General features: G+C 63.5%; 26 protein-coding genes. 12 read left to right on the top strand and 14 right to left on the bottom strand.

Annotation, left to right across the window (positions count from 1 at the left end; genetic code table 11):
• The first annotated feature begins 322 nt into the window (after nucleotides 1-322).
• The 3 genes from HDE76_RS09235 to HDE76_RS09225 all read left to right on the top strand — a co-directional run bounded on the left by HDE76_RS09235 (nucleotide 323) and on the right by HDE76_RS09225 (nucleotide 2,551).
• Entirely contained in the window at nucleotides 323-1,843 is a 1,521-nt protein-coding gene (locus HDE76_RS09235; RefSeq protein ID WP_179479480.1) for a helix-turn-helix transcriptional regulator, read from the top strand.
• Nucleotides 1,844-2,011: 168 nt separating this feature from the next.
• On the top strand, nucleotides 2,012-2,194 hold the full coding sequence (locus HDE76_RS09230) for a CsbD family protein (RefSeq protein WP_184506914.1): 183 nt from the start codon (nucleotides 2,012-2,014) through the stop codon (nucleotides 2,192-2,194).
• Nucleotides 2,195-2,296: 102 nt separating this feature from the next.
• On the top strand, nucleotides 2,297-2,551 hold the full coding sequence (locus HDE76_RS09225; protein WP_179479484.1) for a CsbD family protein: 255 nt from the start codon (nucleotides 2,297-2,299) through the stop codon (nucleotides 2,549-2,551).
• Between the two features lie 146 nt (nucleotides 2,552-2,697).
• Here the strand turns inward: HDE76_RS09225 and HDE76_RS09220 are convergent, their stop codons facing one another.
• The 3 genes from HDE76_RS09220 to HDE76_RS09210 all read right to left on the bottom strand — a co-directional run bounded on the left by HDE76_RS09220 (nucleotide 2,698) and on the right by HDE76_RS09210 (nucleotide 6,578).
• Entirely contained in the window at nucleotides 2,698-3,459 is a 762-nt protein-coding gene (locus tag HDE76_RS09220; protein WP_179479486.1) for an ABC transporter permease, read from the bottom strand.
• Entirely contained in the window at nucleotides 3,456-4,439 is a 984-nt protein-coding gene (locus tag HDE76_RS09215; RefSeq protein WP_179479488.1) for an ABC transporter ATP-binding protein, read from the bottom strand. The genes HDE76_RS09220 and HDE76_RS09215 overlap by 4 nt, the downstream gene beginning before the upstream one ends.
• A 105-nt stretch (nucleotides 4,440-4,544) precedes the next feature.
• The gene (locus tag HDE76_RS09210; RefSeq protein ID WP_184506911.1) at nucleotides 4,545-6,578 is read right to left on the bottom strand and encodes a M13-type metalloendopeptidase; all 2,034 of its coding nucleotides are present in this window, start codon (nucleotides 6,576-6,578) and stop codon (nucleotides 4,545-4,547) included.
• A gap of 195 nt (nucleotides 6,579-6,773) precedes the next feature.
• On the opposite strand from HDE76_RS09210, the gene HDE76_RS09205 reads away from it, so the two are divergent.
• From HDE76_RS09205 to HDE76_RS09185, 5 genes are all read left to right on the top strand, one after another.
• Nucleotides 6,774-7,322 (top strand): GNAT family N-acetyltransferase, encoded by a 549-nt coding sequence (locus HDE76_RS09205; protein ID WP_179479492.1) that lies wholly within the window; start codon nucleotides 6,774-6,776, stop codon nucleotides 7,320-7,322.
• Nucleotides 7,319-7,633 carry a non-heme iron oxygenase ferredoxin subunit gene (locus HDE76_RS09200; protein ID WP_179479494.1) on the top strand — a complete coding sequence of 105 codons (315 nt, stop codon included), beginning with the start codon at nucleotides 7,319-7,321 and terminating at the stop codon, nucleotides 7,631-7,633. Before HDE76_RS09205 ends, HDE76_RS09200 begins: the two co-directional genes overlap by 4 nt.
• Nucleotides 7,634-8,700: 1,067 nt before the next feature.
• Complete coding sequence (locus HDE76_RS09195) at nucleotides 8,701-10,500, top strand: amidase (RefSeq protein WP_184506907.1); 1,800 nt, start codon at nucleotides 8,701-8,703, stop codon at nucleotides 10,498-10,500.
• A 158-nt stretch (nucleotides 10,501-10,658) separates the two neighbouring features.
• Nucleotides 10,659-11,435, top strand: coding sequence for an SGNH/GDSL hydrolase family protein (locus tag HDE76_RS09190; protein WP_184506904.1), 777 nt, complete (start codon nucleotides 10,659-10,661; stop codon nucleotides 11,433-11,435).
• An 88-nt stretch (nucleotides 11,436-11,523) separates the two neighbouring features.
• A complete protein-coding gene (locus tag HDE76_RS09185) occupies nucleotides 11,524-11,769 on the top strand; it encodes a hypothetical protein (protein ID WP_184506901.1) in 246 nt (81 codons plus the stop codon).
• A 57-nt stretch (nucleotides 11,770-11,826) separates the two neighbouring features.
• On the opposite strand, the gene HDE76_RS09180 is transcribed toward HDE76_RS09185, so the two are convergent.
• Entirely contained in the window at nucleotides 11,827-12,678 is an 852-nt protein-coding gene (locus tag HDE76_RS09180; protein WP_343205683.1) for a MipA/OmpV family protein, read from the bottom strand.
• Nucleotides 12,679-12,845: 167 nt separating this feature from the next.
• Here HDE76_RS09180 and HDE76_RS09175 point away from each other — a divergent pair, with 167 nt between their 5' ends.
• Together HDE76_RS09175 and HDE76_RS09170 are read left to right on the top strand one after the other, a co-directional pair.
• Entirely contained in the window at nucleotides 12,846-13,556 is a 711-nt protein-coding gene (locus HDE76_RS09175; protein ID WP_179479766.1) for an MtnX-like HAD-IB family phosphatase, read from the top strand.
• Nucleotides 13,557-13,640: 84 nt separating this feature from the next.
• Complete coding sequence (locus HDE76_RS09170; protein WP_179479502.1) at nucleotides 13,641-15,044, top strand: aspartate aminotransferase family protein; 1,404 nt, start codon at nucleotides 13,641-13,643, stop codon at nucleotides 15,042-15,044.
• A gap of 83 nt (nucleotides 15,045-15,127) precedes the next feature.
• Here HDE76_RS09170 and HDE76_RS09165 read toward each other — a convergent pair whose 3' ends face one another.
• Together HDE76_RS09165 and HDE76_RS09160 are read right to left on the bottom strand one after the other, a co-directional pair.
• Nucleotides 15,128-16,360, bottom strand: a complete 1,233-nt coding sequence (locus HDE76_RS09165; RefSeq protein WP_184506896.1) for a beta-ketoacyl-[acyl-carrier-protein] synthase family protein — start codon at nucleotides 16,358-16,360, stop codon at nucleotides 15,128-15,130.
• Nucleotides 16,360-16,629 (bottom strand): phosphopantetheine-binding protein, encoded by a 270-nt coding sequence (locus HDE76_RS09160; protein WP_184506893.1) that lies wholly within the window; start codon nucleotides 16,627-16,629, stop codon nucleotides 16,360-16,362. Before HDE76_RS09160 ends, HDE76_RS09165 begins: the two co-directional genes overlap by 1 nt.
• Nucleotides 16,630-16,711: 82 nt before the next feature.
• Here HDE76_RS09160 and HDE76_RS09155 point away from each other — a divergent pair, with 82 nt between their 5' ends.
• Together HDE76_RS09155 and HDE76_RS09150 are read left to right on the top strand one after the other, a co-directional pair.
• Nucleotides 16,712-17,788, top strand: coding sequence for a GNAT family N-acetyltransferase (locus HDE76_RS09155; protein WP_184507707.1), 1,077 nt, complete (start codon nucleotides 16,712-16,714; stop codon nucleotides 17,786-17,788).
• Complete coding sequence (locus HDE76_RS09150) at nucleotides 17,775-18,656, top strand: arginase family protein (protein ID WP_184506890.1); 882 nt, start codon at nucleotides 17,775-17,777, stop codon at nucleotides 18,654-18,656. Before HDE76_RS09155 ends, HDE76_RS09150 begins: the two co-directional genes overlap by 14 nt.
• Before the next feature lie 9 nt (nucleotides 18,657-18,665).
• Here HDE76_RS09150 and HDE76_RS09145 read toward each other — a convergent pair whose 3' ends face one another.
• The 8 genes from HDE76_RS09145 to HDE76_RS09110 all read right to left on the bottom strand — a co-directional run bounded on the left by HDE76_RS09145 (nucleotide 18,666) and on the right by HDE76_RS09110 (nucleotide 25,984).
• Nucleotides 18,666-19,877: a DegT/DnrJ/EryC1/StrS family aminotransferase gene (locus tag HDE76_RS09145; RefSeq protein ID WP_184506888.1), complete on the bottom strand. Its 1,212-nt coding sequence runs from the start codon at nucleotides 19,875-19,877 to the stop codon at nucleotides 18,666-18,668.
• A 22-nt stretch (nucleotides 19,878-19,899) separates the two neighbouring features.
• Nucleotides 19,900-20,319 carry a DMT family transporter gene (locus HDE76_RS09140; RefSeq protein WP_179479510.1) on the bottom strand — a complete coding sequence of 140 codons (420 nt, stop codon included), beginning with the start codon at nucleotides 20,317-20,319 and terminating at the stop codon, nucleotides 19,900-19,902.
• The gene (locus HDE76_RS09135; protein ID WP_184506886.1) at nucleotides 20,316-20,690 is read right to left on the bottom strand and encodes an EamA family transporter; all 375 of its coding nucleotides are present in this window, start codon (nucleotides 20,688-20,690) and stop codon (nucleotides 20,316-20,318) included. Before HDE76_RS09135 ends, HDE76_RS09140 begins: the two co-directional genes overlap by 4 nt.
• A 13-nt stretch (nucleotides 20,691-20,703) precedes the next feature.
• A complete protein-coding gene (locus HDE76_RS09130; RefSeq protein WP_184506884.1) occupies nucleotides 20,704-21,540 on the bottom strand; it encodes an alpha/beta fold hydrolase in 837 nt (278 codons plus the stop codon).
• A gap of 80 nt (nucleotides 21,541-21,620) precedes the next feature.
• Complete coding sequence (locus tag HDE76_RS09125; RefSeq protein ID WP_179479516.1) at nucleotides 21,621-22,631, bottom strand: HlyD family efflux transporter periplasmic adaptor subunit; 1,011 nt, start codon at nucleotides 22,629-22,631, stop codon at nucleotides 21,621-21,623.
• Nucleotides 22,631-23,395: an ABC transporter ATP-binding protein gene (locus HDE76_RS09120; protein WP_179479518.1), complete on the bottom strand. Its 765-nt coding sequence runs from the start codon at nucleotides 23,393-23,395 to the stop codon at nucleotides 22,631-22,633. The genes HDE76_RS09125 and HDE76_RS09120 overlap by 1 nt, the downstream gene beginning before the upstream one ends.
• Before the next feature lie 4 nt (nucleotides 23,396-23,399).
• On the bottom strand, nucleotides 23,400-24,530 hold the full coding sequence (locus HDE76_RS09115; protein ID WP_179479520.1) for an ABC transporter permease: 1,131 nt from the start codon (nucleotides 24,528-24,530) through the stop codon (nucleotides 23,400-23,402).
• Complete coding sequence (locus HDE76_RS09110; protein ID WP_255481522.1) at nucleotides 24,530-25,984, bottom strand: efflux transporter outer membrane subunit; 1,455 nt, start codon at nucleotides 25,982-25,984, stop codon at nucleotides 24,530-24,532. Before HDE76_RS09110 ends, HDE76_RS09115 begins: the two co-directional genes overlap by 1 nt.
• Between the last annotated feature and the right edge of the window lie 127 nt (nucleotides 25,985-26,111).

Here is a 26,111-nt window from a genome sequence, read left to right as displayed (position 1 = left end):
CGATGAAAGCGGTTAGATCTGTCGCCGCCATCCGCGTCGAGCCAGCGAGGCGGGCGGCAGTCTAGGTGTCCAAATGCAGCTTCTGTGTGATGAGTCGGGGCGAATTCTGCGCCGGCGAACGAGGGGCGTCGCCTTGCAAATGCACCAGCGCGACTAGTGCATTCGTCTCAAGCCCTGACGGCGGTGGGCTATATTCTTGGTGCACCTGCACTGATGCACCAACCGGCGCTGCCCCAGCCCACGTTCGAGCGCAGGCTGGGGCAGCGCCAAAAACATGTATCCCTTTCCGCCGTGCGGCGGCGGCCATCCACGAGTTACTTCCATGACCGATCACGTTCTGCGCACCCAAACCGACCGCCGCCAGCTTCAGCAAATCATCACCGGACTGAGCGACGGCGTGATCCTGATCGAGCCGGACCAGACGATCATGTGGGCCAACCAGGCCGCGCTGGACATGCACGGCATTAGCGAAGTCGCCGAGCTCGGCGCCACGGTGACCGAGTACCGCGAACGCTTTCAGCTGCGCTACCGCAACAACCATCGCCTCGCTGCCGGCAATTACCCGATCGACCGGGTCATCGCGGGCGAGTCGTTTACCGACGTGGTGGTCGAGGTGGTGGCAACCGGCGATGAAGAAAAGCGCTGGGTGCACCGCGTGCGCAGCATGGTGCTGACAGACGCGGACGGTGCGCCGGACTGCCTGGTGCTGATCATTGCCGACGCCACCGACTGGGCCAGCGCGGAGCAACGCTTCGAGAAGACCTTCAACGCGAATCCCGCGCCGGCAGTGATCTGTCGCCTCAGCGATCTGCGCTACATCAAGGTCAACCAGGGCTTCATGGAAATGACGGGCTACACGCGCGAGCAGGTGATCGGTCATTCGGTGTACGAGCTCGACGTGCTGGAGCGTGCCGAAAACAAGGAGCTGGCGATCGAGCGGCTCGGCGAAGGCGCCACCATTCCGCAGATGCAGGCCGAGCTGAAGCTGCCCGAGGGTGGTACCAAGTTTGTCGTGGTCGCCGGTCAGCCGATCGAAGTTGGCGACGAGGCGTGCATGCTGTTTTCCTTCATGGATCTGGAGCCGCGGCGCAAGGCCGAAGATGCGCTGCGTCAGAGCGAGGAGCGCTTCGCCAAGGCGTTCCGCATGTCGCCGGTGGCGACCATGGTATGCAGTTCGGATCGCTTCCACGTGGTCGAGGTCAACGAGGCGTTCGTCGGCACCACCGGCTTTGCGCCGGAAGAAGTGCTGGGCAAATCCATCGCGGAAATCGGCCTGCTCGACGATCGCCATGCCAATACCCAGCTGGGCAAGCTGCTGGAAACCGTGGGCAGCCTGCAAAACACGGAGTACGCGATCCGCAAGAAAACCGGCGAGCTGCTGGATTGCCTGCTCTCTGCCGAGACCGTCAGCATCCACGGCACCACGTGCTACCTGCTGGTGCTGCTGGACATCACCGAGCGCAAGCGCAGCGAAATGGAGCTGGTCAGCGCGATCGAGGCGGTGATGAAGGATGCTTCGTGGTTCAGCCAGACGCTGATCGAGAAAATGGCCAACGTGCGTCGTGCCAACGCGCCCAGCGAACTGACCAGCGCCGAGCTGGCCGACCTCACCGCGCGCGAGCGCGATACGCTTGGGCTGATGTGCGAAGGCCTGGCCGACAAGGAGATCGCCGCGCGTCTGGGCCTCGCACCGAACACCGTGCGCAACCACGTGGCGGCGCTGTATTCCAAGCTCGATGTACACAGCCGCAGCGAGGCCATCGTGTGGGCACGCGAACGTGGCGTGTTCGGCCATTCCCCCGATCGCCCCACGGTGCGAAAAAAGCCGCGCCGTGCGCGCTGAGTGCCTCTGCCCAGGACTTAATCGCCGCTGTCTGTCCACGCAAATGCACTAATCGAACTGGTTCAATTGGTGCTTCTTCCTTCACATGCGATCACGCATTCTGCTCACCGGCCCGACAAACCCCATGTGCGTCGGGCATCGACTGACCATGATGATGAGGAGATAGCGATGGACAAGAATCGTATCGACGGCACCGCCAAGCAGGTCAAGGGCTCGGTCAAGGAAGCCATCGGCAAATTGACCGGTGACAAGAAGACTCAGCTCGAAGGCGCTGCGGAAAAGCAGGTTGGCAAGGCGCAGGTCAAAGCTGACGAGGCCGCCGACAAGGTCCGCGACGCGCTGAAGAAATAGACATCACAAGCAACTGGAGCACGCTAAGCGGAAAGCTTTGCAGCGCGTGCTCCGTTTCAGATTTTCCTACAACATTCCCCCCTACCACGCAGGAATACCGCAATGGACAAGAACGAAGTCGAAGGCACCATCCGCAACGTCGCCGGCAAGATCGAGGATGCCGCCGGTGCGCTGACCGGGGACGCCGAGCATCAGCTCAAGGGCAAGGTCCGTCAGGTTGCCGGCACCGCCCAGGCCAAGGCTGGCGAAGTGCTGGACGATGTGCGCGAGCTGGCCGCCGACAAGCCGGTCGGCACCGTGCTGATCGCCGCCGGTGTGGCCTTTGTGCTTGGCATGCTGTTCGCGCGCCGCGACTGATCCATCGTCGCTTTTTGCCAGTCGTCCATGAGGCGAGCCGGTAAAGCGAGGACGGATATTCGCAAAGGCCGAAGGTGCGAACCTTCGGCCCTTTGCTTTCAACAAACAGCGGGCAGGGGAAATACCTACCGTTCTTCGCGTCAAACTCAGCTTCTGAGCTTGTATCCCGTACGAAAAATCCAGCCGATTACCAACAGACACAACGCCATGAAGCCCAGTGTCGCGCCCAGGCTTAGCGCGACATTGACATCGGCCACGCCGTAAAAACTCCAGCGGAAGCCGCTGATCAGATACACCACCGGATTGAACAGGGTGATGTTCTGCCATAGCGGTGGCAGCATGCTGATCGAGTAGAACGCGCCGCCGAGAAAAGTCAGCGGCGTCACGACCATCAGCGGGATCACCTGCAGCTTCTGAAAATCGTCCGCCCACAGACCGATGATAAAACCGAACAGGCTGAAGGTGATCGCGGTCAGCACGAGAAAGCCGACCATCCAGATCGGATGTGCGATCTCGTACGGCACGAACAGCCGCGCGGTCGCCAAGATCAGAATGCCGAGCAGCACCGACTTGGTCGTCGCCGCACCCACATAGCCGAGCACCACTTCGATATACGACACCGGTGCGGACAGCAGCTCGTAAATCGTGCCCGACCACTTCGGCAGGTAGATGCCGAACGAGGCGTTGGAGATACTTTCATTCAGCAGCGACAGCATGACCAGGCCGGGGATGATGAAGGCGCCGTAGCTCACACCGCCGATATGTCCCATGCGTGAGCCGATAGCGGTGCCGAACACCACGAAGTACAGCGAGGTGGAGATCACCGGCGAGGCGATGCTCTGCATCAGTGTGCGAAACGTGCGCGCCATTTCGAAGCGGTAGATCGCGCGTATGGCGTGAATATTCATGCGCGTGCCTCCGGCTGGCCGTTTCGCCCGCTTTTTTCCAACGGCTTGGCGGTATGCACCAGGCTGACGAAAATCTCTTCCAGCGAACTCTCGCTGGAGTGCAGATCCTTGAAGTCGATGCCCAGCTCGCCGAGCCTGCGCAGCAGCGGCGCGATGCCGGTCTGCTCGCCTTGCGCGTCGAAGGTGTAGACCAGCGCGCCGCCGTTCTCGCTCAGCTCCAGCGGCAGGCCGGCCAGCGCGTCGGGTATGCGCTCCAGCGGACTCTGCAGCTGCAGCGTGAGCTGCTTCTTGCCGAGCTTGCGCATCAGCACGTCCTTGTCCTCGATCAGCACCAGTTCGCCCTTGTTGATCACGCCGATGCGGTCGGCCATTTCCTCGGCTTCCTCGATGTAGTGTGTGGTGAGGATGATGGTGACGCCGCTTTCGCGCAGCGCGCGTACCATTTCCCACATGTCGTGGCGCAGCTCCACGTCGACGCCGGCGGTGGGTTCGTCGAGAAACAGGATCTGCGGCTCATGCGACAGCGCCTTGGCGATCAGCACGCGACGCTTCATGCCACCGGAGAGCGACATGATCTTGCTGTCCTTCTTCTCCCACAGTGACAGGTCGCGCAGCACCTTTTCGATATGCGCCGGATTGGGCGCTTTGCCGAAAAGGCCGCGGCTGAAGGTGACCGTGGACCATACCGATTCGAACGCATCGGTGGACAGCTCCTGCGGCACCAGGCCGATCTGCGCACGCGCGGCGCGGTAGTCGCGCACGATGTCATAGCCGTTTGCCAGCACCGTGCCGCTGGTCGGTTGGACGATGCCGCAGATGATGCTGATCAGCGTGGTCTTGCCCGCGCCGTTGGGGCCGAGCAGGGCGAGAATCTCGCCGCGGCGTATCTCCAGGTCGATATGCTTCAGAGCCACGTGGCCGGAGGCGTAGACCTTGCCCAGTCCGCGAATGCTCACGATCGAGTTTGCTGCGTTTTGCATGATGTCTCCAGAGGCTTGCCGGGCATTGTCCTCCCTGTACAAAAAAACCGCAGCCCGAAGGCCGCGGTTTTCGGTTTCTGAGCGAAAAGCGCTCGCTTCGTAGGATTACCAGATCTTTACCTGGGTCTCGGGCGAACGGACCATCGCATCGCCAGCCTTGCATTTGAACGCCTGCGCAAACTCCGGCATGTTCGACGGCGCACCGATCGCACGGAACTGCGCCGGTGCATGCGGATCGGTATTGAGAAGGGTGATCTGCGCTTGCGGACGGATATTGCCGCGCCATACGCGGGCCCAGTTGAGGAAGAAGCGCTGGTCCTCGGTATAGCCGTCTATTTTGCGCTTGGCTTCGGCGGGGTTCTTCGACAGCGCCATCTGCAAAGCGGTGTAGGCAGCGTTCAAGCCGCCCAGGTCGCCGATGTTCTCGCCCATGGTCAGATGGCCGTTGACGTGCTTGCCCGGCAGCGGCTCGTACGCGTCGAACTGCGCGGCCAGTTTGTCGGTGCGTGCCTCGAACGCCTTGCGGTCGGCGTCGCTCCACCAGTTGACGTTGTTGCCCTTGGCGTCGAACTTGCTGCCCTGGTCGTCGTAGCCGTGGCCCATTTCGTGACCGATCACGGCGCCGATGCCGCCGTAGTTGATCGCATCGTCCGCCTTGGCGTCGAAGAACGGCGGCTGCAGGATCGCCGCAGGAAACACGATCTCGTTTTGCTGCGCGTTGTAATAAGCGTTCACCGTTTGCGGCGTCATGCCCCATTCGCTGCGGTCGACCGGCTTGCCGATCTTGGCGATCCGGTAGTCGTAGTTAAATTTCTGGGCGGCCTGCACGTTGGCGTAGTAGTTGTCCGGCACCAGGGTGAGGCCGGACCAGTCGCGCCATTTGTCCGGGTAGCCGATCTTCGGCACAAAGGTGGCCCACTTTTCCAGCGCCTTCTGCTTGGTCGCGTCGCTCATCCAGGCCAGATTCTCGATGCGCGTCTTGTACGCCGCACGCAGATTGGCAACGAGTTCTTCAGCGCGCTGTTTGGCTGCCGGCGAAAAGTTGTCGGCGACGTAGAGCTGGCCCAGCGCCATGCCCATGCCGTCGTTGGTGGCGGCGAGCACGCGTTTCCAGCGCGGCTCCATTTCCTTCTGGCCGTTGAGCGTCTGGTTTTCGAACGCGAAATCCTCCTGCTGAAACGGTGCGGACAGATACGGCGCCGCGTTGGAGATCAGGTGGTAGCGAAAGTACGCCTGCCACTGCGCAGCCGGCACGTCGGCGAACATCTTCTGCACTTCGCTAAAGAAGGCCGGTTGCGAGAAAGAGAAGCCCGCGCTGACGTCGGCATTCTGCGATTTGAAGAACGTCGCCCAGTCGAAGCTCGGCGTGAGCTTGTCGGCATCGGCGATGCTGACGTAGTGGTAGCGGTTCTCCGGCTTGCGCATCTGCACCGGCGGCAGCGAAGCGGCGGCAAGGCGTGTTTCGAACGCCAGCACATTCGTGGCCTGCTGCTGTGCGTCGGTAGCGCTGACGCCGGCGAGCGTCAGCAGCTTGGCGATATGCGCGACGTACGCGCTGCGGATCTTTTCGAATTCCGGCTTGCTGTAGTAATCGACCGTGGGCAGGCCGAGGCCGCCCTGGCCGACGTAGGCGATCTCCTGGCTGGAATCCTTGAAGTCGCCGTTGCCGCCGAAGCGGAACAGCACCGGTTCGCCGCGGGTGTAGCTGTCGCGGATATAGCCGGCGATATCGCCCGCATTCTTCAGCCCGTCGATCTGTGCCAGCTGCGGTTTGATCGGGGCGAAACCGGCGCGGTCGACCTTGGCTTCGTCCATGCCGGATGCATAGAGGTAGCCGATCTTCTGCTGAATCGAGCCGGGTGCGGCCTTTGCCGCGTTGGCGGCGGCCGCGTCGACGATCTTGTGCTGCACGTTGAGGCTGTCCTCGCGCAGCGCGTCGAACGAACCCCAGCGCGTGCGATCGGCAGGGATCGGGTGGCTTGCCACCCATTTCGCGTTGACGAAGCCGTTGAAGTCGGCGCAGGGCTTGATGCTGGGGTCGAGTTCTTTCACGTCAAAAACGGGGGTTGCGGCCACCGCATTGATGGAAAGGGCCACGCCCACGGCAAAGGCCAACGGTTTCACGAATCGGTACGTCATGGAGTTTCCCTCTGCGCCGTGGCGCGTTTCGATCGCCCGAGCCCGGGCAGTTAATCCTCGACCGTAGTCAACCGGGGCCGGGGGTAGACAGTGTCGAAGGTCATGGTCCACGGCTTTTGGGCGGCTCGCCACGTGCCTGACGGGACATATGGCATTACATGGAAGAAGAGCCCGCGGCCGCACTATCATCGGCGGATGAATACCTCTGTCGACCTTTCTTTCCGTACCGCCGAAGCGGCCGATATTCCTGCCATCGTCGCCCTGGTCGAGTCCGCCTACCGCGGCGAGTCCGGCCTGCGCGGCTGGACCACCGAATCGCACCTGCTCGACGGCCGGCGCACCAACAACGAAGACGTCGGCGCCGTCATCAAGCGTCCGCACAGCTGCGTGCTGCTGGCCGAGCGCGACGGTCGGCTGATCGCCAGCTGCCATGTCGAACGCCAGGGCAAGTTCGGTTACTTCGGCATGTTCGCCGTCGATCCCGCCCAACAGGGCGGCGGTCTGGGCAAGGCGGTGCTGGCCGAAGCCGAGCGACTGGCGCGCGAACGCTGGCAGTGCCGTGCCATGCGCATGACCGTGATCGAGCAGCGCAACGAACTCATCGCCTGGTACGAACGCCGCGGCTATCTGCGCACCGCGGAGTACGAGCCGTTCCCGTATGGCGACGAGCGTTTCGGCATTCCGCGTCGCCCCGACCTACGCTTCGAAGTGCTGGTGAAAACCTTCGCGAAGCAGCCCGCATGAACGGCTGGATCAAGGTCGGTACCCGCAGCGAGATCCTGCCCGGCGAGTTCAAGGTCGTATGGGACGGCGACACCGCCATCGCCGTCTACAACATCGACGGCGCCCTCTACGCCATCGAAGACATCTGCTCGCACGACGGCGGCGAACTCGCCGGCGGCGACGTCCACGGCTTCGAAGTCGAATGCCCGCGGCACGGCGCCCGCTTCGATCTGCGCAGCGGCAACGTCACCAAGCCGCCGGCATATGAGCCGATCGCGAGTTTTCCGGTACAGGAAGAGGGTGGGGCAGTTTGGACGCGGGATGATCGGTGAGTTGCCGGCACTCCTCTGGCTGTCCGTGAAATCGATAGTCTCGTGATTCCGCCTCCATTACGGATTTGGGCGAGAATAGTGAAAAGATGGATTTCGGTATTGCTGCATTGATGAGAGGTCGGCTGAAGTTTCTTGTTTGGTTTGTCTCATCAAGTCGCTTAACAGACCATTATTCGTAGAACAGTTGCCGCTAGCGATATCGTCTTCGTGGCTCGATACGCCACGATAAAGTGAGCTCTATTAGTCAACTTGCCTGAACGCTTCAAGTCTCGCTGACGCCAGCCCCGGCACGGCACGGCTTGTCACTTAGCGATGAGTGACAAAATACACCAGCGATCCTGCGAATAGCAGGCAGGCGATTGCGTTCAAGATCGAGCATGCTGTAGACGAAGAGTGCCTCGGACGATGCATCGAGAATTTTTTTGCCAGATATCCGCTCAAGCAGGCAAGTGCAAAAAAAACAGCCATTCCCGCGATATCGTCTGATTCAAAATTTGAGTTGCTGTGAGCGGCGTTAGTCATTGAATTGAACGACACCACCGCTATTAACAGCAGTACACCCGATGCTGTAATGTTCAGGAAACCGCGAAATGTATTTGCAATTGCGTTCAAAGTGGTTCCCTCGGAAGCGTCTAATGCGTCGTCAAAATTTTTAAAGCCCCTCGGCCGTAGTATAGTTTGTTAATGAAGACTCCGCTCAATCGCCTCTTTCGTTAGGCTGAGTTTTGCGAGGGTTTTGGGTGACCCCCGATCATTGTGGATGCGATGCTTTTTGCTGGCAGGAGACCTTCATCATTCAAGTGAATATCTTAAATTTGCAAAATAAAGTGCGGAGTGCGTCGATTATTGGTGCAGGCGTTATTGCCGAGCGCAGGAAAGCGTTGGCTGGTCAGTGGTAGCGGATTTTGACATAAGGGAAATATGTTCGGGCTGCATCGGAGCATAGGTCGCAGTCCCTGATTATTTTAACCTCGCACCTCGCCTTCACGTGGCGCGGCAAGTAATACTCGGGAGATGGAGTCGTTTTGCGCCTGAGCGCGCGTACCAATCTCATTGAAGGGGACATCATGAAGACGCGTCGCGATTTTCTTGCCCAGGCGCCGCTAGGCCTGCTCGGGCTGGCCGTGGCATCGCGCATCGAGGCGAAGGGTGCCGACGAGGCGAAGCCGCCACCGGGTGCGCCGGGTGCTTTCAATACCGCGCCGGCGGTCGGCCCCGAGGTTACGGCGGCGACATTCGCCGAGGCCGAGAAGCTGGAGCAGGTGACGTTGACGCCGGTGCAGCGCGCGATGGCGGCGGCGAACTGGCGCACGTCGATGGCGAGCATGCTCGAACGGCGCACGGGGCCGCGCAAAGTGGCGTTGCAGGACACCCTGCCGCCGGCCACGGTGTGGAATCCGATGCTGCCCGGTCATACCTCCGGCCCCGCGACAGATCGTTTCTCGCCGACTCAGCGCAGCCCCGGCCCATTGCCGGCGAACGACGCGGACATCGCCTTTGCGCCGGTGACGCACCTGTCGTACTGGGTGCGCACGCGCCAGCTCAGTTCGACCCGGCTCACGACGATTTATCTTGCACGGATCAAGCGCTTCGATCCTCAGTTGCGCTGCATCATCGCCCTGTTGGAGACGCAGGCGCTGGCCCAGGCTGCACAGGCCGATCGTGAGATTGCCGCAGGCAAGTACCGCGGGCCGCTGCACGGCATTCCGTTTGGCGTGAAAGATCTGCTCGACACCGCGGGCATTCGCACGACCTATGGCGCCGAACCGTTCCGCGATCGGGTGCCGACCGGCGATGCCACCGTGGTCAAGCGTCTCTACGATGCCGGCGCCGTATTGCTGGCCAAGCTCAGCATGGGCGCGCTGGCGCTCAACGACATCTGGTTCGGCGGCCAGACCATGAACCCGTGGCTGCTGCAGGAAGGATCGTCGGGTTCCAGCGCCGGACCCGGTGCTGCCACGGCGGCCGGACTGGTCGGATTTTCCATCGGCAGCGAAACCGGTGGCAGCATCGTCAGCCCGTCGATGCGCTGCGGCGTCACCGGACTGCGCCCGACCTACGGCCGTGTACCGCGCACCGGCGCGATGACGCTGTGCTGGAGCCTGGACAAACTCGGCGCGATGACGCGCTCTGTCGAGGACACCATGCTGGTGCTGCACTCCATCAGCGGGCCGGACGGCATCGACGTGGCCAGCGTGCCCAGCCATCTGGCCTACGATGCGGGCGCTTCGGTCAAAGGCCTCAAGGTCGGCTACTTTCCCGGATGGATGAAGGAGGATCCGGCCACCGAGGTCGACCGCGCCTCGCTCGAAGCGATGCGCAAGCTCGGCATGGTGCCCACCGAGGTCAGCTTGCCGGACTGGCCGTACGATTCGCTCAATCTCATTCTGTTTGCCGAGTCGGCCGCTGCCTTCGAAGAGCTGACGCTCAGCGGCAAGGCCGACGAGCTCAGCATGCAGGTGCCGGACGCATGGCCCAACCTGTTTCGCGAATCGCGCTTTCTGTCGGCGGTGGATTTCGTCCAGGCCGATCGGCTGCGTCGCAAGGTCGCTCTCGAGATGGCTCGCGTGATGGCGAGCGTGGACCTGCTGCTGGTGCCGTCTCTGCGCGACGAGATGCTGGTGATCAGCAACAACACCGGCCATCCGTCGCTGACCCTGCGCACCGGTTTCGTCGAGGTTTCTCAGGCGCGCAGCGATTGGGCGCCTGATCCCCAGCATCCGCTCCCCACTTTTTCGCCACCGCGTCGCGTGCCCTATGGCGTGACCCTGATTGGACGTCTATTCGAGGAAGGCACCATCGCTCAGGTCGGCCTGGCGCTGGAGCAGGCGATGGACGTGGTGGGCGAGCGGCCGCCGGGGTTTTGAGATGATGCTGCCGGGACGATCGCTGTACCGGCAGCGTCGCGGCCTGGGATCGTGAACAAGCTATTAGACGCGCCGTGATCTTATGCTGTTCGGTGTCTTTGTCCTCGCGGAAATTTGATCCGATGCCCCAGCTCCAATGCCGACTGCTTCTGGGCCTCATGATGCTCGCCCCGTTTTGCAGTGGCTGTGCATCTTTGCCCCATGCCCAATCGCCGGTGCACGTTTTATTTGTCGGCAACAGCCTGACGTATGTGGGCAACCTTCCTGCGGTGCTGGATGGGCTTGCCTCAGCCAACGGCCATCGCGTGCAAAGCGACATGATTGTCGAAGGCGGCGCGCCCCTGGCTCAGCGTGTGGCGGACGGTTCGGTGGCGCGCGCGCTGCAGGAAAAACGCTATGACTACGTCGTACTTCAGGAGCGGGGCGGCGACGCTATCTGTTCGTCATCCAAGCCCGATTACTGCCCGGCTGCCGAGATGGCGTTGCGCTCGCTGACGCAGCTTGCACGCCAGCGGGGCGCCACGCCGATCCTGATGGGTACCTACCAAACGGCCCCGCCGATATCGAAGGTGCTGGTTGAAACCGAGGCTGTCGCGGCAAAGCGGCTTTGCATGGCCTATGTCCCGCTGTCCGAGCGAGTGCGTGCCGCGACCGCGTTTGCGCCGAGCGCTAATTGGTTCTATTCCGACGGTTTGCATCCCGGACACGATCTGATCCTGCTCGAGTCCATGCTGCTGTACCGCCAGCTGTTCGGTAGCCTTCCTGCGGCCGCCTCCTTTTCGGTCGATGCTCCGATGTTTACGCCGCACTCGAAATTCTCTGCGCCGTTGCCGACGAGTCGCGCCATTTTTTCCAAAGATATCCAGCAGTCTTACGTCTATTCCATGGGCCGGGTAGCTATCGCCCTGGCTATGGCGAAGGGATCGGCGCAGTGAGACGGTTTCGCCACTGGATGCAGCCGAGCCGGCAGCACTATGCGTCGAGCATCGGCATTGGGGTGTCGCAAGGATGAGGACAAAGGGAATGCGCCGCTGGGAGAAAGCCAGGGCCGGCGGCATGACACGTTTCGTGCTGCTCAGAGGCGTGCTGTCCTATGGCCTGACCATGTTTGTCTTGATGACATTTATCGTCCAACGCGATGATCTGAGTGCGCGGTTTATCGCGATATCCGCGCTGTTGTGGTCTGTCGGCGGTGCCGTGTTCGGCGCGTTGACCTGGTTTTTGATGGAACGGATCTACCGCAAGTTCGTGCCGAAGATCATGGCTTGATCGGTTGCCGGGTTCCGCACGGCGCCGTTTCGGCTTCAGATGAGGTCGAGCCGGCGATTACCAGTGATAGACGAACGCCAGCGATTCGGAAATCTGCGTCGCTGAGCCGAACCGCGTCACCAGGGGACTGTCGGCGGCGTTGCCGAGCAGGCGACCGTAGGTCAGAGCCAGCGCTATGCCGGTGTGCTGGCTGGTGGGCACGAAGACGTCGTACTCCAGATCGGCCAGCTGACTTCCTGTATCGGGACGCCAGCTCGGCACGTTCAGCAGACTGGACTGGGTTGGCGTGATGCCGAAAAAGCGGCTCATCGCCGGGCCATTCATTGCCTGCCAGCGAACCTGCAGCGAATGCTCGATCAGCCACACCTTCGGCAGATCCCACTCGGCATAGACGTTGAGATAGGCGCCCGCGCCGTTGATGTCATGAGTGAGGTTGGTGCCGACGTCGATCTGCTTGGTCAGCTGCCACTCCAGATAGCCGCCGGCGGTCAGGCGCGGCGACAGCGGGTTGAGCTTTTCGCGCAGCCGCGGGCTCAGATCATCGGTATCGCGACCCCACTGATAATCGCCGAATACACCGCCGTGCAGCACGCTGCCGCCGATCAAATCGACCTGCAGGCCGTCGAGCGTGGACAGGCTGACGTGGTCCGGCCACTCGAAATCGACGTAGGGAATCGGCTCATTCCGATGCGATTTCGCGCCGGGAAAGCTCGGCAGGCGCTCCACCCCGGCGCCCAGGGCCAGGGTGACGGCGTTCGGGTCCGGCGTGACATCGCCCGTATCGGCAGCGCCGGCGAACGACCAGGTCGGCCCTGCCAGCAAGCAACTGGACAGGAACCACGCGGAAAGCTGAATGCGACGAAAGGATGAATGTTGCAGGAGCGGTTCGGGCAAAGCGAATAGAGACACGTCGGGAATGCATACAGGGCAAGGGATAGCCAAGCATAGGCGATTTGACCGTGAACGCAGATGCATGCCGCCAGGCAGCCTAGACACTGTTCGTTAAGTTTTTGAGAAAGGAGGCCGAAAGGGAGGGTTTCTATCCTTCACACATGATTTACAACAGTGAACAGCCGATGCCCTTGTCCAACTGGACCATCCTATGCGACTTTGACGGCACGATTTCCGTCGAGGACGTCATCGACTCCCTGCTGGACCGTTTCGGCAAGCCGGGCTGGGAAGTGCTTGAGCAGGACTGGCGCGCCGGTCGCATCGGTTCGCGCGAGTGCATGTCCGGCCAGGTCGATCTGCTGAAGATGACCCGCGACGAGCTGGACACGCACCTGGCCGGCCTGTGGATCGACCATGCGTTTCCGGGCTTTGTGGCCAAGGCGCGCGCGCTCAACGTGCCGATCCGCGTGGTCAGCGACGGCCTGGATTACGCCATTCACAAGATTCTCGGCCGCTATGGCCTGGACGATCTGCCGCTGGCCGCCAATCATCTGGCGCCGGCGCCGCCGCCGAAGCAGTGGCAGCTGACCTCGCCGTTTCAGGCGGACGGCTGCCGCAGCGGCACCTGCAAGTGCGCCTGTGTGGCCCAGGCCCGCGCGTCAGGTCCGGGCACCAAGACCTTGCTGATCGGTGACGGCGCGTCGGATTTCTGCGCGGCGGATCGGGTGGATTTCGTGTTCGCCAAACATCGCCTGATCGAGCATTGCCGCGCCGCGGGCATCCCGTACGCGCCGATCACCGGTTTCGAGGATGCGCTGGATCTGCTGCCGCGCCTGCTCGACGGCAGCCTGCTGGAAGATCACGCGCCGCAGCCCGCGCTCAGCGTGCCTTACTGATCCAGCCAGCGCAGGATTCGGCTGAACTTCGGCATCGATACACCTTCTAAATATTTCCCTTGAATTATCACGGACTCCCCGCCCATGAACGCTTTCGACAAGAACGCCCAGGTCGTGATCGACGACGCGCAGCTGCTGGCCGACGAGGCCAAGTACAGCTCGTTCGGCGATACCGTGCACTATGTTGATCCGCCCAAGATCTTCCGCGGCTGCGAAGGCAGCTACATGTTCGATACCGAGGGCACGCCGTTCCTCGACCTGCAGATGTGGTACTCGGCGGTCAACTTCGGCTACGCCAACAAGCGCCTCAACGATGTGCTGAAGAACCAGATCGACCTGCTGCCGCAGGTGGCCAGCCAGTACCTGCATCAGACCCGCATCGAGCTGGCCAAGACCATCGCGATCGACGCCAAGAAAAAATTCGGCCTGGACGGTCGCGTGCATTTCAATGTGGGCGGCGCGCAGGCGATCGAGGATTCGCTGAAGATCGTGCGCAACGCCTGCAACGGCAAGAGCCTGATGTTCGCGTTCGAAGGCGGCTACCACGGCCGTACGCTGGGCGCTTCGTCGATCACCTCGAGCTACCGCTACCGCCGTCGCTTCGGCCATTTCGGCGAGCGCGCGATGTTCCTGCCGTTTCCGTATCCGTTCCGTCGTCCGAAGGGCATGACGCCGGAAGAGTATTCCGACAGCTGCGTGCGCCAGTTCGAGCGCCTGTTCGAGACCGAATACAACGGCGTGTGGGATCCGAAGACGAACCAGTGCGAATACGCCGCGTTCTACGTCGAGCCGATCCAGGGCACCGGCGGTTACGTGATCCCGCCGCCGGGCTTCTTCCAGGGCTTGAAAAAAGTGCTCGACAAGTACGGCATCCTGATGGTGTCCGATGAAATCCAGATGGGTTTCTGGCGTACCGGCAAGCTGTGGTCGATCGAGAACTTCGGCGTGACGCCGGATATCGTGGTGTTCGGCAAGGCGCTGACCAACGGCCTCAATCCGCTGTCGGGTCTGTGGGCGCGCGAAGAGCTGATCAACCCGACCGTGTTTCCGCCGGGCTCGACCCACTCGACCTTCAACTCCAACCCGCTGGGTACCTCGCTGGGTCTGGAAGTGATCAAGATGGGCTACGAGCTGGACTACGAAACCACCGTGCCGGCCAAGGGCAAGCATTTCCTCGACGGCCTGCGCGACCTGCAGAAGCGTCACAAGGAAATCGGCGACGTCGACGGCCTGGGTCTCGCCCTGCGTGCGGAAATCTGCACGGACGACGGCTTCACGCCGAACAAGGCGCTGCTCGACAAGATGGTCGATATCGGCCTGGCCGGCGATCTGGAGCACAACGGCAAGAAGATCGGCCTCGTGCTGGACGTGGGCGGCTGGTACAAGAACGTGATCACGTTCGCGCCGTCGCTCAACATTACCCACGAAGAGATCGATCTGGCGATTTCCTTGCTGGATCAGCTGCTGACGAAAGCCAAGAAGGGCTGATGTCCGAGGCGCGTGGTTTCCACGCAAAAAGAACCCGGCGATCGCTCGCCGGGTTCTTTTGTTTGTCGGATCGGAAAATCGCTTCAGGGCGCGCGTTTGATCGCCAGCACCGCGTTGAGTCCGCCGAACGCGAAGGAGTTGCTCAGCGCGGCCCACACCGGCATCTCACGGGCCACGTTGGGCACGATATCCAGGTCGCAGGCCGGATCGGCCTGGTCGAAATTGGCGGTCGGCGGCACGATGCCATAGCGCAGCGCGTTGACCACGGCGACCAGTTCCAGCGCGCCCGAGGCACCGAGCGCATGGCCGTGCATCGACTTGGTGGACGATACCGCGAGGCGGTCGGCGTGCGCGCCGAAGGTGAGGCGAATGGCTCTGGTCTCGGTCGCGTCGTTGGCCTGAGTGCCGGTGCCGTGGGCGTTGATGTAGTCGATATCGTCGGGTGCCAGGCCGGCTTCGTTGAGCGCCTGTGCCATCGCGGCGGCAGCGCCGTCGGCGCTGGGCATCACGATGTCGGTGGCGTCGGCCGTCATGCCGCCGCCCGCCAGCTCGGCGAGAATCGTCGCGCCGCGCGCCTGCGCGTGCTCCAGCGATTCGAGCACGAAGATGCCTGCGCCCTCGCCGATCACCAGGCCGCGTCGGTTGATGCTGAAGGGGCGGCAGGTGTCGTCGGCCAGTACGCGCATGGCCTCCCATCCGCGCAGCACGACGTAGCTGATGCATGCTTCCGTGCCGCCGGTGATGGCGGTATCGGCCATGCCGTAGCGAATCATCTGCGCCGCCTGGATGATCGCGTGGTTGGCCGACGCGCAGGCGCTGGCCACGGCAAAGGTCGGTCCGCGCAGGCCATATTTGATGCTGATCTGGCTGGCCGACGCGTTGGTCATCACGCGCACGATGCTCAACGGGTGAACGCGGGTGGCATTTTCGGCGTAGAGGCGCCGGCTCTGTTCGTCCTGGGTGGTTTCGCCGCCGACGCCGGTGCCGACGACTACCGCGGTACGCGCCCCGACTTCCCTGTTGCTGAAATCCAGGCCGGATTGCTGGATGGCCTCGTCGGCCGCGTGCAGCGCGAATTCCGAGGTGCGATCGAGTTGTGTCAGGGTGCGCTCGTCGATACCGACCGCCGGATCGAAACTTTCGGGCACCTGTGCGGCCACCTTGACGCGTACGCGTGCCGCGTCCTGATGGCGCAGCGGGGCGATGCCGCTGCGGCCTTCGCGCAAGCCTTGCCACAAGGCCTCGGCGCCGACGCCCAGCGCGCTGATGGCGCCCATGCCGGTAATCACGACACGACGCGTGGACACATTGGGCATTACTTGCTTCCTTCGCCGGCCGCTTTGCTGTCGAGCGCGGTCTGTACAGCATCGACCAGGCTCTGCGCCGTGTCCTTGTCGAAGTTGGCGCCCTGCTGGTCGGGGAAGGTGATGTCGAAGTGCTCTTCGATATCGAAGATCAGCTCGATGGCATCCAGCGATTCGATACCCAGATCCTTCAGGGTCGATTCGGGCGTGATGACGGCCACGTCGATCTTGGCCTGCTTGGCAATGATCTCGAACACCTGCTGCTGGATCGACTCGTTCATGGCGCGTGGCTTCCTGGTGGCAAACGGCAACAATGCTGATTCAACATTTTGGTCTCTTTAGTTTAGGCATTATCGCTTGCATATGTCTTTCATCGCCCAACTCGAACCCGACGCGCTGCTGAAGCACTTCATGAACCACCCGCCGATCGGGTTTGTCGTGGAGACCTCGCCGCAGGGCATGCCGTGCTTCGTGGCGCCGTTCGATCTGCTGACCACGGCGGACGAGGAACTGCGCAGGCGCGTGGCCGCTTTGCCGCTCTATCGCTGGTGGGGCAGGGCACTGCGCTGGCGCACCCGTTTTGCCGGTACCACCGTGTCGGAATACGCGCCGCTGCCGCGCACGGTGTCGCCGATCGCGCTGGCGCGGGGTCTCAAGGCTGCTTACGCGCGCGATTGCAAGCTGCTTATCGTGAAGGACATCGCGCAGGATTCGCCGCTGCTCAGCGAGGCGGACAACGCCCAGGCCAGCGCCTTCGCCAGCGCCTGCGAAGCGGAAGGCTACGTGTTGCTGGAAGGCCAGGCGCTCGCCTGGGTGCCGATCGATTTCGCCAGCGGGGACGAGTACCTGTCGCGTTTGTCGTCCGGGCGCCGCAAAAACATCCGCCGCAAGCTGCGCTCGCGCGCCGACCTGGATATCGAGATCGTACGCACGGGCGATGCGCGCTTCGACGACGAGACCACGCTGCGCGAGTTCTACACCCTGTTCGACAATGTCTACGCGCAAAGTGAGATCCATTTCGATCGCCTCAGCGAGGATTTTTTTCGTGCCCTGTTGCGCGATGCACGCAGCGACGGTGTAGTGTTCGTCTATCGCCACGCGGGTCGGATGATCGGCTGGAACCTCTGCTACGAAGAGGGCGGCAAGTTGATCGACAAGTACATCGGCTTTGCCTATCCGCAGGCGCGCGAGCACAACCTGTATTTCGTGAGCTGGATGCACAATCTCGACTACGCGCGGCAACGCGGTCTCACCCATTACGTGGCCGGTTGGACCGACCCTCAGGTGAAATCCTTTCTCGGTGCGCGCATGACATTCACGCGCCACGCGGTGTACGCGCGCAATCCGCTACTGCGCGCGCTGCTGCGCCGGCTCGGCAGCCATTTCGAAAGCGATCGTCAATGGCAGGCTACCGCGGAGGCCGCCGATGCACAGTCTTGACCAACGTCCCGTGGTGCTCGATATCGACCGTTCGGTCGGGCCGCTGCCGCTGCGGCTGGTGCTGCCGCTGGAGCACTGGCAGGAGTCGATTCGCTTCGGCTGTTCGCTGGCCACCATGCGGCGTTTTCGCAGCATGCTCGACGAGCTGCTGCCGCAGCAGTACGGCACGGTGTTCATGGGCAGCGGCGATTTCCATCACCTGAGCTGGCCGCTGATCGAACGACTGCAGACGGAGCGGCCCATGCAGGTCGTGGTGCTGGACAACCATCCGGACAACATGCGCTTTCCGTTCGGCGTGCACTGCGGTTCGTGGGTGCGCCGCGTGGCGATGCTGCCATCCGTGAGCCATGTGCATGTGCTCGGCATCACCTCGGCGGACATCGGCGCCGGGCACGCGTGGGAGAATTACCTCACGCCGCTGAAGAAGGGCAAACTCACCTATTGGAACATCGGCGTGGACACCGGCTGGGCGCGCAGGCTGGGTATCGCCGATGCGTTCCGCGGCTTCGATACGCCCGAAGCGATGGTCGACGCCTTCGTCGAATCACAGCGCACGCAGACGCTGCCCAGCTATCTGTCGATCGACAAGGACGCCTTCGCGCCCAACGTGGCGCATACCAACTGGGACCAGGGCAAGCTGCAGGTCGATCACGCGCTGGCTATCATCGATAGCTTGCGCAACGGCCTGGTCGGCAGCGACATCAACGGCGAGGTATCGCACTATCGCTACGAAACCTGGTGGAAACGCCGCCTTTCCGCGATGGACGATCAGCCGGAAATCGATCCGGCCATGCTCGCCGAATGGCAGGCGCAGCAGCATGCGTTGAACCTGCGTTTGCTCGACGGGATCGGTGCGCATTCGAACTGAGAATCATGCTCAGCCGACGATGCCTTCCAGCGTGCGGCAGATCGTTTCGAAGTCGTCGTCGGTCACCCACAGGCTGTTGCTGATGCTTAAGCTGCGTGCGGCAAAGTCTCGCGCATTCGGCACATCCTGGCGCGGCACAATATCGGCGAGATAGGCGTAATCCGGCAGGGCGTCGATATACAGGCGGCTGACGCCAAGCCCGGCCTGCCACAGCTGGAACATCGCCGCGTCGCGTCGGGTCTGGTCCGGCAGCAGCAGCAGCAGGAACGGCCAGGTGCCACTATCGCCAGGCGCATCATCGAGCACGTCGATACCGCCGATCTGGCGCAGCCGCGGCAGGCGTCGTTTGGCCTGTGCCGTGAGCTGATCGATAAATGCCGGCAGCCTCCCGGCCGCGTGCGCACCGATGGCTTGGCGCCAGCGGCCGACCTTGTGCAGCGGAACCGTCAGCGGGAAATCATCGCCGACTGCACCCACGGGATCGCCACGTCGCAGCGCGCGGCGCAGCGGCTCGCCGTAAGCCATGCGCAGGCCGCTGGGACGATACAGCGCGGCATAACCCAGCAGCTCGACGGTGCGGCGCAGCTCCCAGCCGAGACGACGGGGCACGACGCGTTTGGACGTCTGTTTGAGCTGCTCGCGCAGCGATGGATCGCGCGTCAGCAGCAGGCCGCCCTCATAGATCGACAAGCCCTTGCCGGCGGCGAGACTGAAGAAACCGACGTCGCCGGTGAGACCGATGCTCGTGCCATCGACTCGGCCGCCGAGCGTCTGCGCGGCATCCTCGATCACATAGGCGCCGACGTGGCGCGCGACGGCGACGGCATCGTCGACATCGGCGATACGGCCGCCCAGATGCGTGGGCACGATCGCCAGCGTCTGTTCGTCGCACACGGCGCGCAGCGCGGTCGGATCCAGATCGAAATGGCTGGCGCGTACGTCGCACAGCTGCAGTTCCAGCCCGGCCTGATGCACCGCGATGGCGACGAGCGGGCAGGTGAACGCCGGCACCACCACCCGCCGCCGCTGCGGCTGCAGCTCGCGCAGTGCGATCAGCGTCAGCAGCAGGCAGGCCGTGCCGGAACATTCCACCTGCAGCGCCGGCACGCCGATCTGGACGGCTATATCGGCGGCGAGCGTTGCGCGTCCCGGTCGCAGATCGGCCAGCGTCAACGGTAGCCCGGCGGTGGGCGGCAATTCCTGGGGGCGAGTCGGCAGCATGCGTGCAGGGTAGCGCGGGACGTCAGCGTCGCGTGGCCGAGTCGACTTCTTCGGGCTCGGGGACATGTTCATTGCTTTCAGCGAAGCCAAGGCAGACGATGCCGGCAAGGATCGCCAGCGCACCCAGCACGCGTCCCAGCGTGAGGTGTTCGTCGAACAGCCACACCGACAGCAGCATCACCGACACCACTTCCAGGTGCGAGGCGGCGAATGCCGGGCCGATGGGCGCGTGCTTGAGCAGGGTCATCCAGGTGAAAAACGCGCCGATGTAGCCGATCACGGCGCCGTACACCCACGGGTGAGTGAAGATGCGCAGCAGCCAGGCGATGCTGGCCTCGACCGGCAGCGCATGATCGCCCGCGTACTTGAAGCTGATCGCGCCGATGCTGTCGAACAGCATCAGCAGCAGAAAACCGAGCAGATAAAACGTGCCGCGCCTCATCCCACCGCTCCGACGATGGCGACGCCCAGCGTCACCAGCAAAATGCCGCTCAGGCGCAAGCGCGTGAGCTTTTCGCCGAACAGAAAGTGGCCGGCGACCATGATCGCGACGATATTGATCGAGCCGAGCAGGATCGCTTCGGACAGCGGCAGCAGCGACAGAAAGGCGATCCAGATCAGAAACTCGATCACGTAGCTGCCGATGCCGATCCAGATCCACGGCCGCCGGGCCATGTAGATCCAGCGCGCCAACCCGTCGCCGGCTGCCTGATCGCCGGCGGCGGCCTTGAAAGCCAGCTGGCCGACGGTGTCGATGATGACGTTGAGTAGCCACAGCGTGGCGATCAGCGGGGTAATGGGCGTGGCAGGCATGCGGGCGAAAGGATCAGGCAGCGACGCAGGGCGCGGTTTCGCCGGCAGCGATGGCTTCGAAGAAGGCGGCCGAGCGCTCGATCAGCGTGCGGCGCTCTTTGTCGATAGTGATCATGTGGTAGCTGTCCTTGAGCAGCAGCAGCTCGACCGGCGCGCTGACCTCGCGCATCACCAGCTCGGCGTTTTTCACGCTGGCCACGTCGTCTTCGCTGGCATGTGCGACCAGGCAGGGGGCGGTGACCTGCGAGAGGCGCTGGCGTACGTCCGCGGCGAGTTCGTACATCTCGGCCAGCGAATACCAGGGGTTGCCGGGCAGGCCGGCCGCGGCGCTGTCGCCGCCGAGCATGGCGGTGCTGACCTGCGCGCGCAGGCGCTCGTCGCGGATACCGTAGGGCGGCGCTTCCATAAAGCTGCGGTTGCGGCCGATGCCGAGTTTCTTGAACAGCGGCAGCAGAAAGGACAGGCGCGCCACCGCCGGAATGCTCCAGCCGTCGTAGCGGAACGTAGCGCCATAGACGCCTACGCCGCAGACCTGTTCGGGCCGTTCGGCGGCCAGTTTCAGTGCCAGCAGAGCGCCCATCGAGAGGCCACCGACGAAGAGGTGATCGACCTTGCTGCGCAGCTCGTCGGCGGCTTTCTCCACGCTGGCGTACCAATCGTGCCAGCCTGTCGCGAGCAGGTCGTCGACGTTGCCGCAGTGGCCGGCCAGCTGCATGCCGTGCACGGTGAAGCCGGCGCGGTTGAGGCCCTTGCCCAGCAGCTTCATTTCCATCGGCGTGCCGGTCAGCCCATGGATCAGCAGTACGCCGCTGCGCCCACCTTCGAAGAAAAAATCGGTTTGCTGGATCACGCGATGGCCCCGTACCTGATGAACTGCGGCGGTTCAGTGCCGTGATTCGTGATCGTACAGTGTGGCAAGCGGCAGTTTCCTCAGTCTTTCGCCGCGGGTTGCTTGGGGTTGGCTGACGCAAATCGCACGAGCACGCGCTGGCCGATGCGCAGATTCCGGGTCTGCTCCGAGTCCGGCTGGTCGAATGCAAGCACGCATTCCACGGTGCGCGAATTGGCGCGTACCTGCGGATCGTTTTCCAGCGTGGCCGGTCCATACACGCCGCCGATACGCAGCACGTGCGCGCTCCAGTGATTGTCGGACGGATCGTTGTTGGCGGAAACCTCGGCACGCATGCCGGGCTGGATCACGCCGACAAAGCTTTCGTTGAGTTCCGCGCGTACGATGCGCGGCTTTTGCGGCAGCAGCGTAAATAGCGGGCCGGAGGACGGCGAGACGGTGGCGCCCGGCTGCGCGGATACTTCGATGACGTCGGCATCGAACGGCGCGACAAGGCTGTGTTGTTTCAGTTCGTAGCGCGCTTCGGCCAGCTTCTGGTTGGCCATGCTCACCGAGGCGCGGTCGGTTTCCTGCTCGGCGTCGATCTGCGCTGCCGCTTCGCGCGCGTCGTCGGCGCTCTGACCGTCCCCGGCGCCCGCCGCAACGGCAGCGGTCAAACGTTGCGCGCGCTGTTTGGCCGCCGCCTGTTTGACGGCCAGCAGCTTCAGTTGCGCCTGCGCCTGTTCGAGCTGGGCTTGGGCCGCGTCGATCGCCAGCAGGGAAGGCTCGGTATCGAGCGAAGCCAGCAGCTGGCCTTGCCTGACCTGATCGCCTTCGTGCACGGCGACCTTGGCCAGCGTGCCTTCGCGCGGCATCGACAAGCTCAGCAGGCCGCCTTCGATATCCACCTTGCCGCGTGCCACGGCGGCATACGCCGAGGTGGGTGCGGCTGCCGTCGGCGCTGGCGCGTCGGCGGATTTCGAGCAGCCACCGAGCAGCACCGACGCACATATCGCCAGACCGCCCGCTCGGGCGAGTTGTGCGAATCGGGCCGAACGCGCCGGCGTCGCAACGCGTACGAACGACGGCGAGTGGAGAGCGAGCGGTTTCATCAGGGGGTTCCCTTGCTGGCGCTGACCGGCGCTTGGTTGCGCTGATCGCTGAGAATGCGGCCATCTTCCATCGCCAGCACGCGATCGGCGTGGACGACGAGACGGGGATCGTGGCTGACGCACAGCACGGTGGTGCCGTGCGTGCGGGCGATGCGATGCAGTATGTCGATGATCATCTGCCCGTTGGCGGCATCCAGCGCGCTGGTCGGCTCATCGGCGAACAGCAGCTCGGGCTCTTTCGCCAGCGCACGCGCGATGGCCACGCGCTGCTTTTCGCCGCCGGACAGTTCGGAGGGGCGTAGCTTCATCCGGTGCGAGAGGCCGACTTCTTCCAGCGACGCGCGCGCGCGCTGCCGGGCTTCGTCGCGCGACATGCCCATGTGATTGAGCGGCAGCTCGACCTGCTCGAACGCGTTCAGCGCCGGGAACAGATTGAAGCCCTGAAACACGAAGCCGGTGTGCTGCAGGCGAAAGTGCTCCAGCGCGCGCATATCGAGCTGACCCAGCTCGCTGCCAAGGGCCAGCACGCGGCCGCCGTCGAGTTTTTGCAGGCCGCTGAGCACCGCCAGCAGGGTGCTCTTGCCGCAGCCGGACGGCCCGGAAATCAGCGTGAGTTCGGCGGCATTGATATGCAGCGACAGGCCGTCGAGCACCTGCGTGCGCTGCTTGCCGGAAACGAACGCCTTGCTGACGTTCTCGGCCTGCAGTGCAACCGTCGGTAGTTTATGGGGCGCGGCAGCGGGAGCTTGGATCGCGGGATTCATCGCCTTATCTCAACAGCGTCGCAGGATCGGCCGCGCGCAGGCTGCGCATGGCGGCCAGACCGGACACCGCGGCCAGCCCCATCACCAGCACAATGCAGCCCAGCGCCGCCGGCAGGTTCAATACCACCGGCACATTCTGGCCGCGCGCGAGCAGCAGCAGCGCGACGCCCAGCACACTCGCTCCAAGCAAACCCAGCGCACCGACCCAAAAGGCCTGTTCGAGCACCACCCGTCGCAGAGCGCCCACGCCAACACCCAGCGCATTCAGCGTCGCATATTCACGTACCGAGCCATTGACCGCGGCGATCAGCGTCTGGCTGGTGATCACCGCGCCGACCAGAAACACGATGCCGGCCAGAAACAGCACGCCGGCACCGGCGCCGGTATCGAACATCCAGTAGCGCACGGAAATATGAGCGAAATGGTCGGCGCTCCACGTGGTGTAGGGGCCGAACGCACTGTCTCCGCGCAGCCGCATGGCGACGGCTTTCGCTTGCGTCGGGTCGTACAGTTTGGCGACGAGATAGGTCGGGCCGATGTCTTCGGCGTCGCTATCGAGATGGCGCGCGGTCTCCAGAGAGCACAGCACATTGACGCCGCCGAGCGCGCGCAGCCCGCTGCCGATGCCGACCACGCGCACTTGGCGGCCGTTGATGGTAGCGGTTCCACCGATATCGACGCCGAGCTGATCGAGATCGGAGCGGTCCACCACGACCGAGTCGGGCTCGTTCAATCGCTCGCGCAGATCGAGCGGCAGCGCCCTGGAAAACATCAGGCCTTCGGCGCTGGTATCGATGCCGGAGACGAACACCGACACGCCGCCGGTTTCCTTGGTGCCGCGCCAGTCGCCGTCGACCCAGATATAGGGCTCGACACGCTTGACGGCCGGGTCCATCAGGATGCGCGACTCCACGTCGCCATCGATGGAGCGGCCCTGGCCCACGCTTTGCGTACCGGGGTAGCCGATCCATACATCGGCGGATGAGCCGGTGATGTACAGGCTGGTGCTGCCGAAGATGCCCAGCACCAGCGCCAGCTGCAGCAGCTGCAGCAGCCCGGCGAAGCCCACGGCCAGCATGGCGGGCAAAAAGCGGCGCCATTCGTAGATCAGCGTTTTGCGCGCCAGCGCGACCATCAGCGTAGCGTCTCTTTATCAGTGGTCGCAGCGCCGGCCGAGCTCGTGGTTTTCGGCGCGGCCGATCCCAGCTGCGCCGCGGTTGGCAGCGGGGCGCCGCCCAGCGCCTTGAACAAGGCGACGTAGGCCAGGCTGTGCTGCGCGCGGGCGTCGATGAGTTCGGCATTGGCCTGATCCACGGCGATCTGGCTTTGGATGCGGTCCAGCGGGCTGGTCAGCTTCAGCCGGACGCGGCTTTGCACGGCGCGATCGACGCGCTGCAGGGACTGCCACGCAATCGCGCTCTGGACCTCGCGCTGCTGCTGCTGTTGCAATGAGCCGAGTGCGGTTTCCACCTCGGCGATGCCTTGCAGCACCGATTGCCGATACGCCTGCACGCTGGCCTGCAGCTGGTGGTTCTTGGCGTGCGTTGCAGCAACGCGAACGCCCCAGTCGAACAGCGGGATATTCAGAATGGGACCGAGCGAAAAAATGCCGCCCGGGGTTTTCGTATGGTTGTCGTCGTCGGCGATATTCACGGCCCAGACCAGCGACGCGCCGAGGCTTACCTGCGGATACTCGTCGGCGTGCGTCAGCGCGAGTTCGCCGGCGCTGCGCAGCACGTCGGCTTCGGCTCGGGCAATCTCCGGACGCGTGCGAAGCAGATCGACCGGCGCAGCGCTCAGCTCGAACGAACCGATATCCGGCTGTCTGCCGGGCGTCAGCCACGCGGAATCGGGGTGATTCTGTCCGACCAGTACGGCCAGCTGCTGCGCGCTCTCGTTGATCGCCTGCCGCGGAGCGGCCAGCGCCGCGTCGGCCTGCGCCGCCAGCGCCTGCGCCTGATCCACTTCGCTCGGCGCGACCAGCTGCAGTCGCTCGCGTATCTTCAGAAGGTCCCAATGCTGCTGGTGCGCCTGGCTGATCTGCGTAAGCAGCTGTTCCTGCTGCTGGGCGGTGCGCAGCGCGATCCAGTCGCGCACCACCTCGGCCACCAGCGACACCTGGGCGCTGCGCAGATCGGCCACGCTGGCGTCCATCGCGCCCTGCACCTCGCGCCGGGTGCCTTCGCGCCGACCGAATAACCCGAATTCCCAGTTGGCGTCGAACCCGGCGACGAAGTAGGAAGCATGGGCGTTTGGGTCGATCGCGTCGTCGGTGCGCCCGCTCAGGGTGGGCAGGTATTTGTAGTTCGCGCGGGTATGAATGGCGCGGGTGGCGAGCATGCGCTCGACCGCCTGGGCGACGTCGAGATTGTTGGCCAACGCGCGATCGACCAGAGCGTCGAGCTGCGGATCGTTGAACGCATGCCACCAGCCCTGCAGATCGCTGGGTTTGGCCGGATCGGCCGCCAGCGCATGTTGCCACTGCGCGGGCAGCGGCGCGGCCAGCTTGGGCACGGGCGAGGCACAGCCTGCCACCGCGCCGACCATGGCGCTGCAGAGCAGACGAACGAGGGTTGCGCGATTCAGCATGCGCGGCGGTTTTCGATACGTGAGCTGACGGCACGAGCCCGACGTTGGTGCATTGAGATATCCGGGATAGTCATGGCCGAAGTCGCCGCGATGGTATCGACATATTGTGAGGGCTGGACGACTCGCG

The organism is Rhodanobacter sp. ANJX3 (assembly GCF_014200755.1).
Classification (GTDB): Bacteria; Pseudomonadota; Gammaproteobacteria; order Xanthomonadales; family Rhodanobacteraceae; genus Rhodanobacter.
This window is presented reverse-complemented; position numbering and strand designations above follow the sequence as displayed.